Source organism: Alkalicoccus luteus (assembly GCF_012034335.1).
Lineage (GTDB): Bacteria > Bacillota > Bacilli > Bacillales > Salisediminibacteriaceae > Alkalicoccus > Alkalicoccus luteus_A.
This window is the reverse complement of record NZ_JAATHJ010000048.1, coordinates 1-12,519: the sequence shown is the minus strand read 5'-3', so window position 1 is coordinate 12,519 and position 12,519 is coordinate 1. Positions and strand designations below refer to the sequence as shown.

The 12,519-nt window shown below is 53.0% G+C and carries 12 protein-coding genes; all 12 read right to left on the bottom strand.

Annotation, left to right across the window (positions count from 1 at the left end; genetic code table 11):
* Positions 1 to 349: 349 nt before the first annotated feature.
* A complete protein-coding gene (gene lysS / locus HCN83_RS17495; protein WP_168009655.1) occupies positions 350 to 1,855 on the bottom strand; it encodes a lysine--tRNA ligase in 1,506 nt (501 codons plus the stop codon).
* A gap of 98 nt (positions 1,856 to 1,953) precedes the next feature.
* Positions 1,954 to 2,952 carry a tRNA dihydrouridine synthase DusB gene (dusB, locus tag HCN83_RS17490; RefSeq protein WP_168009653.1) on the bottom strand — a complete coding sequence of 333 codons (999 nt, stop codon included), beginning with the start codon at positions 2,950 to 2,952 and terminating at the stop codon, positions 1,954 to 1,956.
* A 51-nt stretch (positions 2,953 to 3,003) separates the two neighbouring features.
* Positions 3,004 to 3,492: a 2-amino-4-hydroxy-6-hydroxymethyldihydropteridine diphosphokinase gene (folK, locus tag HCN83_RS17485; RefSeq protein WP_168009651.1), complete on the bottom strand. Its 489-nt coding sequence runs from the start codon at positions 3,490 to 3,492 to the stop codon at positions 3,004 to 3,006.
* Complete coding sequence (folB, locus tag HCN83_RS17480) at positions 3,489 to 3,863, bottom strand: dihydroneopterin aldolase (protein WP_168009649.1); 375 nt, start codon at positions 3,861 to 3,863, stop codon at positions 3,489 to 3,491. The genes folK and folB overlap by 4 nt, the downstream gene beginning before the upstream one ends.
* A gap of 2 nt (positions 3,864 to 3,865) precedes the next feature.
* Complete coding sequence (gene folP, locus HCN83_RS17475) at positions 3,866 to 4,714, bottom strand: dihydropteroate synthase (RefSeq protein ID WP_168009647.1); 849 nt, start codon at positions 4,712 to 4,714, stop codon at positions 3,866 to 3,868.
* Entirely contained in the window at positions 4,711 to 5,577 is an 867-nt protein-coding gene (gene pabC / locus HCN83_RS17470; RefSeq protein WP_168009645.1) for an aminodeoxychorismate lyase, read from the bottom strand. The genes folP and pabC overlap by 4 nt, the downstream gene beginning before the upstream one ends.
* Positions 5,562 to 6,158, bottom strand: a complete 597-nt coding sequence (gene pabA / locus HCN83_RS17465) for an aminodeoxychorismate/anthranilate synthase component II (RefSeq protein ID WP_168009644.1) — start codon at positions 6,156 to 6,158, stop codon at positions 5,562 to 5,564. Before pabA ends, pabC begins: the two co-directional genes overlap by 16 nt.
* Complete coding sequence (gene pabB, locus HCN83_RS17460) at positions 6,155 to 7,585, bottom strand: aminodeoxychorismate synthase, component I (protein WP_281351787.1); 1,431 nt, start codon at positions 7,583 to 7,585, stop codon at positions 6,155 to 6,157. Before pabB ends, pabA begins: the two co-directional genes overlap by 4 nt.
* A 407-nt stretch (positions 7,586 to 7,992) precedes the next feature.
* A complete protein-coding gene (gene cysK, locus HCN83_RS17455; RefSeq protein ID WP_168009643.1) occupies positions 7,993 to 8,937 on the bottom strand; it encodes a cysteine synthase A in 945 nt (314 codons plus the stop codon).
* A gap of 85 nt (positions 8,938 to 9,022) precedes the next feature.
* Positions 9,023 to 9,907, bottom strand: coding sequence for an Hsp33 family molecular chaperone HslO (hslO, locus tag HCN83_RS17450; RefSeq protein WP_168009642.1), 885 nt, complete (start codon positions 9,905 to 9,907; stop codon positions 9,023 to 9,025).
* A gap of 15 nt (positions 9,908 to 9,922) precedes the next feature.
* Entirely contained in the window at positions 9,923 to 10,699 is a 777-nt protein-coding gene (locus HCN83_RS17445) for a type III pantothenate kinase (protein ID WP_168009641.1), read from the bottom strand.
* A 75-nt stretch (positions 10,700 to 10,774) separates the two neighbouring features.
* On the bottom strand, positions 10,775 to 12,519 hold a 1,745-nt coding region (gene ftsH / locus HCN83_RS17440; RefSeq protein WP_168009640.1), incomplete at its 5' end, for an ATP-dependent zinc metalloprotease FtsH.

The window sequence follows — 12,519 nt, the reverse complement described above, 5'->3', positions numbered from 1 at the left end:
TAAAGATTCCTGTATTTCAAAAATTGACAGAGAATGATTCATTCTCTTTCCTTCTTCTCGTCTTTTGTTTAGTTTTCAAAGGGCCGTGTTGCTTGACGCCGCTCGTTTTGGCGACTTTATTAATATAGCACGCTGAACATTTTGCGTCAACAACTTTTTATTAAGAAGTTTTCAGCTGTTCGTTGCGGCTGCGCTGTCCTGCAGCGACGAATAATAATATATCACGATTCTTTTCCGTCTGACAAGAGATAATTGCAAAAAAGATACTACTTTTTTAAAAGGTGTTTGTTCACACTGACAGATGGTGTGAAAGAGGCTGCCGTCACAGCCTCTAAAGCCACCTCTTCTATTACTCGTGATCATCCTGCGGACGCATCTGCGGAAATAGCAGCACGTCACGGATCGACTGGGAATTTGTCAGCAGCATAACCAGGCGGTCGATCCCGATGCCGAGCCCTCCTGTTGGAGGCATGCCGTATTCGAGCGACTCGACGAAGTCTTCGTCCATCATGTGCGCTTCATCGTCCCCCTGCTCCCGCTCTTCCAGCTGCGCTTCAAAGCGGCTGCGCTGATCGATCGGGTCGTTCAGCTCGGTAAAGGCGTTGGCGTGCTCACGTCCGACGATAAACAGCTCGAACCGGTCTGTAAAGCGCGGGTCGTCTGCGTTCTTTTTCGCAAGCGGAGAGATATCAAGCGGATGTCCGTAGACAAACGTCGGCTGGATCAATTTTTCTTCAATAAAGTGTTCGAAGAATTCATTCACGACGTGACCGAACTTCATTGTATCTTTCACGGGTACCCCGTGCTCCTTTGCAAGAGCCCTCGCTTCCTCATCGCTCATCTCCTGCCAGAAGTTCACTCCAGTATGCTCCTTTACAGCATCGACCATGTGCACCCGCTTCCAGCGGGGCTCCAGATCTATCTCTGTTTCATCATACACAACTTTTGTGCTGCCGAGCACCTCGCGGGAAATGTGTGCGACAAGTTCTTCTGTCAGGTTCATTATGTCTTCATAATCCGCATAAGCTTCATACAGCTCGATCATCGTAAATTCCGGATTGTGGCGGGTGGAAATCCCTTCATTACGGAAGACACGCCCAATTTCATACACCTTTTCCATGCCGCCGACAATCAGCCGCTTCAAGTGAAGTTCAATTGCGATGCGCATATAGAGCGTCATATCGAGCGCATTGTGATGTGTGACAAACGGACGTGCCGTGGCACCGCCCGGAATCGAGTGCATCATCGGTGTTTCCACCTCGAGGTACCCCCGGTCATCGAGATAGCGGCGCATGGACTGCAGAATCCGGCTGCGGGTTACGAATGTGTCGCGCACCTCCGGGTTTACAATCAGATCGAGGTAACGCTGGCGGTAGCGCTGTTCCACGTCTTTAAGCCCGTGATACTTATCCGGCAGCGGACGCAGGGATTTTGAGAGAAACGTAAGCTCTTCTGCTTTTACAGAAAGCTCCCCTACTTTCGTTTTGAAGATAACGCCCTGAACACCGAACATGTCACCGATGTCTGATTTGGTAAACTGTTCATACTGGTCCTCGCCGACGCTGTCTTTTCGTACGTATATCTGAATCTGGCCACTTAAGTCTTGAATATGGGCAAAACCGGCTTTTCCTTTGCCGCGCTTTGTCATCATCCGGCCGGCAATCGAGACAGGCACCTCTTCTTCTGCCAGCGCTTCTTTCGTCATTTCTTCGTACTGCTCTAAAATGGCGGACGCATCGTGCGTTCGTTCATATTTACTGCCGAAAGGATCCATGCCGCTCTGCTGCATCTGCTCCAGCTTCTCGCGGCGGACCTGCATTTGATCGGAACCTTCAAATTCCTGACTCACGTTCATCAACTCCTGAATAGTTAAGTAGTAGTGGATACATAGAAAACTGCCGACAGCATCTACCGGCAGTTGTCAATAATGATAAAAAACAGAAAGCGGCGGGCTCAGCGTCCTGCTGCACGAGGCCGCTTTTCTTCAAGCTTACCGCCGATGGTGAGCAACACGTCGGCCATGCCGTCGCGTGTCGTCATCTGATTAATTTCATTACGGAGGGTTGCTGATCCTTTTAAGCCTTTAATGTACCAGGAAGCATGTTTGCGCATCTCTCGGACGGCAACTGCTTCGCCTTTTAAATCAATCAGGCGGTCCATATGCAAAATGCAGACTTCCATCTTTTCATGCGGGGTCGGCTCCGGTACGTTTTCACCTGATTCCAGATAGCGGACGGTACGATACAGCATCCACGGGTTCCCAAGCGCAGCGCGGCCGATCATCACGCCTTCTACTCCTGAAAACTCCATCATCCGCCTGGCATCTTCCGGCGTTTCAATATCCCCGTTGCCGATAACCGGGATATTGACCGACTCTTTTACCTGCTTAATGATGTCCCAGTCTGCTTTTCCTTCATACATCTGATAGCGGGTACGTCCATGTATCGCCACTGCTTTACCGCCTGCCGCCTCAACAGCCTTTGCGTTTTCCACAGCATAGACGTGGTCGTCGTCCCAACCCGTTCTCATTTTTACGGTGACCGGCTTATCTGCTGCGTTCACAGCAGCCTGCACCATGTCATAAATTTTATCCGGATTCAGAAGCCATTTGGCACCTGCATCACAGGACGTAATCTTAGGGACCGGACAGCCCATGTTGATGTCGATGATGTCTGCGTTTGTCTGCTTATCTACGACTTTGACGGCCTCTGTAAGTGTTTCTTTCGTACCGCCGAAAATCTGCAGGCTGAGCGGCTTTTCACGCTCGTCTACGTAAAGCATTTTCAGAGACCGCTTATTTTCACGGAGGATCGCTTTGTCACTGACCATCTCTGCACAGACGAGCCCTGTTCCGAATTCTTTGGCGATTAAACGGAATGCCGGATTGCACACGCCTGCCATAGGCGCAAGCACGACAGGGTTATTCATTTCAATATCGCCGATTTTCAGCATATTCTCCACCTCTTCTATGTCAAACCGGAGAAGCACTCCGGTGTCCCTCATTCAACGCGACTTTTCAGCTTTGACAATACCGCTGTCCCCGGCAAAGGCACGGGCTGCTTCTGCAGCAGTACGTCCGTCCTCCAGCTGCAGCTCCGGTGCAACCTCTGCAAGCGGAAGCATGACGAATCCTCGCTCGAGCATGCGCGGGTGCGGGATAATCAGCGATTCCAACTCTATATTTTCGTCTTCATAGAGTAAAATGTCAAGGTCTATTGTCCGCGGTCCCCACTTTTTCGTGCGGATGCGTCCCAGCTCCTGTTCAATCGCCTGCGTCTGCTCCAGCAGGTCAAGCGGGGCGAGATTCGTTTCAATCTCCACCACCGCATTTAGAAAATCAGGCTGGTCTGTCACGCCGACGGGCTTTGTTTCATAGTAAGAGGAGTGGTTCGTTACATCCGTATCCCCCAGACTTTGGAGCATACGGACAGCGTCTTCCAGCTGGCTGAAGCGGTCGCCTATGTTCGCACCGAGGCTGATGTAGGCCTTCACGTTCCGTCAAATCCCCGCTCGCGTCGAATCTCAACGGCCACAGAATCGTAGTGTCCCGGAATCGGCGGGTCCGGCTTTGTCACCTTCACCGTCACGGCATGGACGATGTCAAAGCGGCCTAATATAAGCGAGGCGACCTTGCGCGTCAACGTTTCCACGAGCTTTACCGGTTCTCCTTCGAGTACTTCTTTAGCAGATTCGTAGACAAGTGCATAGTTCACTGTGTCATCGAGATCATCGGTTGTTCCCGGCTTTTCCGCGTCCAGTTCCATGATAATGTCGCAGTAAAAGCGCTGGCCGAGCTCGTTCTCTTCTTTAAACGCTCCGTGGTAGCCGTAAAATCGCATTCCCTCTACATAGACCTTATCCATCCTTATACGCCTCCAATAGTCGTAAGTGGGTGCCGTCCTTTTCCTAGCATTGCATCCATCATCCGTGTCATACGGCTGATTTCTTTCACGTCGTGGACACGAACGATGCTGCAGCCCTGATCAATCCCGCGGCAGACTGTAGCACCGGTCCCTTCCATTCGCTCTTCAACAGGCAGATCGAGGGTTTTAGCGATGAGTGATTTTCGGGACGTGCCAAGCAGCAGCGGATAGCCAAGCTCATTGAATTCACTAAGGCGTCGCATCACGAGCAGGTTGTCTTCGTAGCTTTTGGCAAAACCGATTCCCGGATCAAGAATAATCCGGTTCTCTTTTACGCCGGCACGAAGGCAGCGCTCAATCGATTCGGATAAATCCCGCTTCATATCAGCAATCAGGTTGATATACACCGGCTCCGGACGGTTATGCATCAGTACGATTGGCACATCTGCTGCAGCTGCTGTTTCCGCCATGGCAGGATCTGCTTTTGCACCCCAGACGTCATTGATGATCGACGCACCCGCTTCAAGCGCAGCTTCTGCTGTAGCTGCCTTATACGTATCTATCGAGATTGGTGCATCGACCGTCTGAGTGATCGCTTCAATAACCGGGACGACCCGGCTGATTTCTTCTTCCTGCGCTATCTTCACAGCGCCAGGACGGGTCGATTCGCCTCCGACATCAATAATATCGGCTCCGTCTGCCGTCATTTCGCGGGCGTGACGAACAGCCCGCTCTACGGTTTCGTAGCGCCCCCCGTCCGAAAAAGAATCCGGCGTCGCGTTTAAAATGCCCATGACGTACGTTTTATCCGCAAAGTTCAGTTCATGCGTTTTCCACTTTATCTGCTTCATCCTTTATCACCCTGTTCTTCCTGCTGTTTCGTCTTCTCTGCTGCCTGCTCGTACACACGCTGCAGGCTGCGTGCCACCGGTCCGCGCTTTCCGGGAAAAATCGTATCGTCCCAGCGCTTGAGCGGCACGATTTCCTGAATGGAATTCGTTAAAAAAGCTTCTTCGGCACGGAGCGCCTGCTGAAGCGGGTATCTTCCCTGCTCCACTCGCATGCCAAGTGCGCGGGCAGCATGTCCGATAAATCCTGCCGTCACTCCCGGCAGGCAGCCGGTAGACGGATCAGGTGTATAAAGCGTATGACCATCCGTGAAAAAAAGGTTGGACGTAATACTTTCTGATACAGCACCGGCTGCGTCCAGAAATATCCCTTCCGCAGCGTGCTTACCCACTTCCCGTTTTGCGAGAATATTATTCCAGTAATGATGCGATTTACGGCGAATTTCGCCTTCTGGACTGCTGCGCCGCAGCTGCAGCGTAACAGCTTCCTTCTCTTCTGCAAATGACTCCGGAAGCGGTTTGACGTACAGGATGACGAGCGGACAGCGGTACGGTTCCTGAGGCAGTCCGACTCCCTCAGCCCCCGCTGACACATTCAGCCGGAAATAGCCGTCTGTCAGCCCGTTTCGTTCCAGCAGCTGCGGAATCGCCCCCCGGATGTCTCGCTCCAGCGTTTCAGGAAGCTCGAGCTCCAGCTCCGCAGCGCCCTCCTGCAGGCGATGGACGTGATCGGTCAGCAGAAAAGGGCGCCCTTCATACGTCCGAAACGTCTCAAAGAGACCCGCCCCGTAGAGAAACCCGTGCTCATACGGGGAAATGCGGATCTCTTTATCGTCCTGAATCGTTCCGTTTACGTAGAGGTACATGCCGGTTCAAACTCCTTGTACGTATCAAGAAAGTTGCGGAGCATGATTTTACCTGTATCAGTCATAATGGATTCCGGATGGAACTGAACCCCTTCTACCGGGAGCTCCTTATGACGGATACCCATAATTTCCTTTTCGGCGGTTTCTGCCGTTATGTCAAAGCAGTCCGGCAGCGTTTCGCGCTTTACAATCAGTGAATGATAGCGAGTGGCAACGAATGGATCCGGAAGTCCCTGAAACACGCTTTTTCCGTCATGATAGACCTCGGACGTTTTTCCGTGCATGAGCCGCTCTGCCCGCACAACGTCTCCTCCAAACACCTGGGCCATCGCCTGATGACCGAGGCAGACGCCGAAAATCGGGATCTGTCCTGCAAACGTGCGGATCGCCTCCATGGAAACACCGGCTTCATCCGGTGAACATGGTCCCGGTGAAATCATCAGATAATCCGGATTCAGCTCGCGAATGTCCTCCATTGTAACCTGATCGTTGCGTCTGACGACAAGCTCCTGTCCCATTTCACCGAGATACTGAACCAGGTTATAGGTAAAGGAATCATAGTTATCAATCATTAAAATCATTTTGAAATCCTCCTCTGCTCTTCTGCCTCTGCTTCGCTCATTTCCAGCGCCCGCCATAGGGCGGCCGCTTTTTTCAGTGACTCCCTGTATTCAGCCCGCGGCTCGGAATCGATGACAATTCCGGCTCCGGCCTGCACGTGCAGCTGACCGTCTTTCACAATCATCGTGCGGATCGTAATGTTAAGCTCCATGTCTCCGTTCCAGCCGATCCAGCCCATGGCACCGGTATAGGCGCCGCGACGGACCGGCTCCAGCTCTTCAATGATCTCCATCGTCCGTATTTTCGGAGCACCGGTGATCGTGCCTCCCGGAAAGGTGGCCGCGATGACGTCCAGCGCATCGCAGTCTGCACGTTTCGTACCCCGCACGTTCGAGACAATGTGCTGTACGTGGGAGTATTTTTCAATCACCATCAGCTCATTTACTTCCACTGTGCCGTATTCACTGACGCGGCCGAGGTCGTTCCGCTCCAGATCGACGAGCATAATATGCTCTGCACGTTCTTTTTCGTTGGCAAGCAGCGTCTCAGCAAGCCGGCGGTCCTCTGCATCATCCCGTCCGCGCGAGCGGGTTCCGGCAATCGGCCTCGTGCTCACTTCATCGTCCTTTATTTTTACAAGCAGCTCCGGCGAGGCACTGACGTACGTAAGCTCTTCTGTCTGCAAAAAACCCATGTAGGGCGACGGATTCATGCTGCGCAGATGCTCGTATATATGAAGCGGCTCCGTTGTCTGCTTTCTTGTTTCACGGACCGATAAATTGACCTGAAACACATCACCAGCTGCAATGTAATCTTTCGTTTTTGTCACAGCTTCGGCAAAGCGGGCTTCGTCCATGGAACGATGTACGTCATCAGATGCAGGCGCTGCGTCGCGCCAGCCGTCAAACCGCTCAGACGCTGCCTTCTGCCACTCTGCTTCCATCTGCGTGAGCTTCTGATCAAGCTCCTCTGCGGCACCGACGGCGATGCACCAGCGCTTTTCCTCTTGATGATCAATGACGTACAGCTCCTGAAAAGCGAGCAGCAGCACATCGTCTGTCGCCAGATCATCCGCCGCCTCGTTCGGGAGCGATTCGATCTCCCGGATCAAATCATAGCTGAACTGCCCGGCAATTCCCCCTTGAAAATCAGGAAGATCACGGCGTTTTGGTGCTGTATAGCTCCGGAGCCAGCTGCGGAGGCTTTCCAGAATCGGTCCGTTCAGCACCGTTTCCTCTCCGCCTTCAGTTACAGTCAGCCTGCCGTTTTTGCCTTGAAGAATCGAGACCGGGTTCAGTCCCATAAACGAGAACCTTCCGCCTCGTCCGCTTTCAAGCAGCAGATGATTCGTGCTCCTGCGGCTCAGTTTTTTATACGTTTCAAACCAGGGCTCGCGGTCTGCCGCGGTTGGAACCGAACGGCCCTGAACATCCATAAATTGTATCATTGCGTCACCTCCGGCCGCTGCAGGGCCGTTTCATTTTCTCCCATCATTATACGGGTGAGCCTTCTATCCTGCAATCATTGCCTATTGATGCAGCTGAGACTCAAAAGCATGAAGCGTCCTGACTGCACATACGCGTACTGTACCTGCGGACGTTCGTTTTCAGGAGCCGCAGATACGCTGGAGCTTCACCTCGTCAGCGGTGTCCTTCCATTTCGGCAGCTTACGGATGAATAAGGAGCCTGTTTCGTTCTGCTGCGATCTTCCTGCTCTTCCCTATAGAGAGAATGCCGTTGTCGGATAGCGAGCCGCAAAACGCTTTTCCGACAACGATACGCCCTTAATCGATGATAAAAAAGCTGCGACCGGAAAAAATCCCGGCGCAGCTTTTTGGTGCGTGTAGCACGCATTTAATTGCTTGTTGTTTCCTGCTCTTCAAACTGATAAAGAGGCGTGCTCAAGTAACGCTCACCGTTACTTGGAATGACAGCGACGACCTTTTTCCCTTTACCGAGCTTTTTAGCCGTCTCCAGCGCTGCATAAATAGCAGCTCCTGATGATACGCCGCCGAGAATGCCTTCTTCGCGCGCAGCGCGGCGGGCATATTCATAGGCCTGATCGGTCGATACCTGCATCACTTCGTCAAAAATATCTGTATTCAGAATGTCCGGTACGAAGCCGGCTCCGATTCCCTGAATTTTATGCGGACCCGGTCCGCCTCCGGAAAGCACCGGTGAATCTTCAGGCTCCAGGGCGATGATGTTCAGATCCGGAAATTTTTCTTTCAGCACTTCGCCGGCACCGGTGATCGTTCCGCCGGTTCCGATTCCGGAAATAAACGCGTCCAGCTGATCGCCAACCTGCTCAAGCAGCTCTTTGCCCGTCGTTTCCCGGTGGATTTTCGGATTCGCTTCGTTCTCAAACTGCTGCGGCATAAAGTAGCCGTGCTCTTTCTGCAGCTCGATTGCTTTGGCAATGGCACCCTTCATTCCTTTTGCACCAGGTGTTAAAACGAGGTCAGCTCCATACGCACGCAGTAGATTACGCCGCTCCATGCTCATCGTATCCGGCATGACGAGCACGCTTTTATAGCCTTTAGCTGCGGCTACCATTGCAAGACCGATGCCGGTGTTTCCGCTTGTCGGTTCAATGATCGTATCGCCAGGCTTCAGGTTTCCCTGCTCCTCTGCGGCGTTCAGCATGGAAATCGCAATACGGTCTTTCACACTGCTGCCTGGATTCATAAACTCCAGCTTCAAATAGACATCTGCGTCCTGTTCCCCGGTCATGCGCTGCAGTTTTACAAGTGGTGTATCTCCAATCAGCTCCGTAATATTGTTTACGACTTTCACCATGGTACTGCCTCCTTTTTAATCCTGACTAATTTAATAGGTTTACACAGTTAGTTTAGCAGACGATTTCTGGAAAAGCAACTGAAGTTTATTTTTCCTGGCGGGCAAACAAAATGTCCTCCAGCTCCTCCTTGGAGAAGAGATACTGCTCGTTACAGAAATGGCACGTCGTTTCTGCACCTTCGTCTTCATGGATCATCGCCTTCAATTCATTCTCGTCAATGCTGTGCAGCGCCGTTGAAATCCGCTCCTTGGAGCACGTGCACTCAAAACGCGTATCCTGCGTTTCCAGGATGCGGTAGCTTCCGCCTGTCAGCTGTTCTACGATCTGCTCCGGCGTGTCGCCGCGCTTAATCATCGTCGATACCGGGGGGAGTGTCTGCAGCCTTGCTTCTACTTCATCGAGAATCTCGTCTGTCGCACCCGGCATGATCTGCAGAATAAATCCGCCTGCACCTTCTACGACATCTTCGGAGCCGATGACGACACCGAGTCCGACAGAGGACGGGGTCTGCTCAGACGTTGCGAAATAGTATGTGAAGTCTTCGCCGAGCTCTCCGGATACGAGCGGAACGCTGCCGGTGAAATGGTCACGCATGCCGAGATCCTTCACGACAGAAAGGTTGCCTTCAGTTCCGACCGCACCTGCTACATTCAGCTTGCCGCTGCTGTGCCGCTCCGGATCAACAAAGCTGTTTGACACATAGCCGCGCGCCGTACCTGCAGCTGTTGCATCGATGATGATCGGACTTGCAGGACCGCTGCCTTCGATTTTAATCGTCAGCTTTTCATCCCCTTTGAGCATCGCTCCCATCATCGTCCCTGCTGTAATCGCACGTCCAAGTGCAGCTGTTACAGTGCGCCACGTTTTGTGACGCCGCGCTGCTTCCTTTACCATGTCGGTTGACCGCATAGCATAAATTCGTACTTTATCGTCATAGGCGAGTGCCTTTACGAGATAATCCTTGTTCATGTTTCTGGTTCCTCCTTAGCGGAATAAGCCGCTGTTTTTTTCATAAATAAACTGCAGGCCTTTGAGCGTTAAGAGCGGGTCAGCCTGATCGATCAGCCTGCTCTCGGCCGCCGCCCAGTCTGCCGGAGGACCGGCTGCCACCACGGCTGCATTCGTGCCGGATTCCCGGCGGATGCGGCTGATGATGCCTTCCACTGCTCCGAGTCCGCCGTAACGGTAGCCGGATTGAAGTGCCTCTGCGGTGCTTCGTCCGATGACGCGGGGACTTGCTTCGGCCCTCACCTTCGGCAGCCGCGATGCTTTTTCTGCCAGCGCCTCCATTGCCAGATCGAGGCCCGGCATAATCGCGCCGCCGAGGTAGCGGCCTTCCTCATCCAGGTAGCAGAATGTTACGGCTGTACCGAAGTCTACAATAATCAGCGGGGCTCCGTAAAGCGCTTTGCCTGCTACGGCGTTTGTAATGCGGTCAGCACCGACCTCCCGCGGATTCTCATACAAAATGTTCAGACCTGTTTTTACACCTGGACCGACGAAATGAACCGGGACCTGCACGTACTGCTCCAGCATCTGCTGCAAAAGGCTGTCCATATCCGGAACCACGGAGCAGATAAGCGCCCCTTCGATCTCATCAGACGGAATGCTGTAAAAGCTCATCATCTGATGAAGCATGACGCCATATTCATCAGCCGTCCGTCCGCGGTCCGTTTTCCACTCCCAGCTGGCGAGCAAATCCTCTTGTTCGAATATACCGACAGTAATAACCGTATTCCCTGCATCCGCCACAATATTCATCGATCTGCCCCTTCCCGTGCAAAAAAGAGGAGCGCTTCCGTGCCCATCAGGCACGGGAAGCCCTCCCCGCTCATACTAATCTTCTTTACGGCGATCATCTTCAGATGGTTCGTCCGTCTGTTCCTGATGCTCGGTTTCCTTCGTATCCGCAGAAGGTGTTTCCGCTTCGTCCGTTCCGGCTTCTTCTGTCTCTTCGCCGTTACGGTTCGTAGCATGATGTCCTTCCGGAAGCTTGCCTTCGTTTACGAGGGATTCGATCTGCTGCGCATCGAGCGTTTCATACTCGAGCAGCGTCTCTGCCACAAGCTCCAGGCTGTGCTTATTTTCCGTCAGAATCTGCTTACAGCGTGCATAGGCACCTTTGAGAATCGCCTGTACTTCCATGTCGATCTCGTGTGCAATCGCATCACTGTAGTTCTGTTCATTGTTGATGTCGCGTCCCAGGAATACTTCACCCTGCGAGCTGCCGAACTGCATCGGCCCGAGCTTTTCACTCATGCCGTATTCCATGACCATCTTGCGGGCAATGCCGGTAGCACGCTGGAAGTCATTGTGAGCGCCCGTGCTCACTTCATTAAACATGATTTCCTCTGCAACCCGTCCGCCGAGGAGGCCGATGATCTTGTCAATCAGCTCCGGCTTCGTCATGAAGTAGCGGTCTTCTTTCGGAAGCATCATTGCATAGCCGCCTGCCTGTCCACGAGGTACAATCGTTACCTTGTGCACGATATCGGCATTCTCGAGCTTCACCCCGACGACGGTATGACCGGCTTCGTGGTGAGCAACGATATTGCGTTCCTTTTCAGAGATAACGCGGCTCTTCTTCGACGGTCCTGCGATCGTACGGTCAATCGCTTCATCAATGGAAGCCATGTCTATCTTTTTGAGATCCGAACGGGCAGCAACAAGTGCTGCTTCGTTCAGCAGGTTCTCCAGGTCCGCTCCTGAGAAGCCAGGCGTGCGCTGGGCGATCGCCTTCAGATCGACTGTGTCGTCAAGCGGCTTGTTCTTCGCGTGAACCTGAAGCACCGCTTCCCGGCCTTTAACATCCGGACGGCCGACCGTAATCTGACGGTCGAAACGGCCTGGACGAAGAAGTGCAGGGTCCAGAATATCAGCACGGTTTGTTGCGGCAATAAGGATGATTCCTTCATTGACACCAAAGCCGTCCATTTCAACAAGCAGCTGGTTAAGCGTCTGCTCCCGCTCATCGTGTCCGCCGCCTAGACCGGCGCCGCGGCGTCGTCCGACTGCGTCAATCTCATCAATAAAGATGATACACGGTGAGTTTTTCTTCGCGTTTTCGAACAGGTCGCGTACGCGGGATGCACCGACCCCGACGAACATTTCCACAAAGTCCGAACCGCTGATGGAGAAGAACGGTACGCCTGCTTCCCCGGCTACTGCACGGGCAATCAGCGTTTTACCAGTACCAGGAGGACCTACGAGCAGCACCCCTTTTGGAATACGTGCGCCGATCTCCGCGAATTTGCGGGGATCCTTCAGGAAGTCAACTACTTCTTCAAGCTCCTGCTTTTCTTCATCTGCGCCTGCCACATCTTTAAAGCGGGCTTTTTTCTTATCTTCGCTGACGAGCTTCGCTTTACTCTTGCCGAAGTTCATCACTTTTCCTCCGCCGCCCTGAGCCTGGCTCAGAAGGAAGAAGAAGAGAATGAAGATGATAACGAACGGGATGATCGCGATCATGACGTTTACCCAGCCGCTCGGCTCATCCGCCTGTTCAATCACGAGCTCCTCAATGCCCTGCTCGCCGGCCGAGGTGATCACCTCTTCAAGGAATACCTGAAGGTCCGGCACGT

What these genes read in the sequence shown, in the direction of transcription:
- hslO (WP_168009642.1), bottom strand. Translation starts at nt 9,907, where the DNA reads ATGAACAAGGATTATCTCGTAAAGGCACTCGCCTATGACGATAAAGTA.
- pabB (WP_281351787.1), bottom strand. Translation starts at nt 7,585, where the DNA reads ATGATACAATTTATGGATGTTCAGGGCCGTTCGGTTCCAACCGCGGCA.
- cysK (WP_168009643.1), bottom strand. Translation starts at nt 8,937, where the DNA reads ATGGTGAAAGTCGTAAACAATATTACGGAGCTGATTGGAGATACACCA.
- folB (WP_168009649.1), bottom strand. Translation starts at nt 3,863, where the DNA reads ATGGATAAGGTCTATGTAGAGGGAATGCGATTTTACGGCTACCACGGA.
- dusB (WP_168009653.1), bottom strand. Translation starts at nt 2,952, where the DNA reads ATGCTGAAAATCGGCGATATTGAAATGAATAACCCTGTCGTGCTTGCG.
- folP (WP_168009647.1), bottom strand. Translation starts at nt 4,714, where the DNA reads ATGAAGCAGATAAAGTGGAAAACGCATGAACTGAACTTTGCGGATAAA.
- pabC (WP_168009645.1), bottom strand. Translation starts at nt 5,577, where the DNA reads ATGTACCTCTACGTAAACGGAACGATTCAGGACGATAAAGAGATCCGC.
- lysS (WP_168009655.1), bottom strand. Translation starts at nt 1,855, where the DNA reads ATGAACGTGAGTCAGGAATTTGAAGGTTCCGATCAAATGCAGGTCCGC.
- HCN83_RS17445 (WP_168009641.1), bottom strand. Translation starts at nt 10,699, where the DNA reads ATGAATATTGTGGCGGATGCAGGGAATACGGTTATTACTGTCGGTATA.
- pabA (WP_168009644.1), bottom strand. Translation starts at nt 6,158, where the DNA reads ATGATTTTAATGATTGATAACTATGATTCCTTTACCTATAACCTGGTT.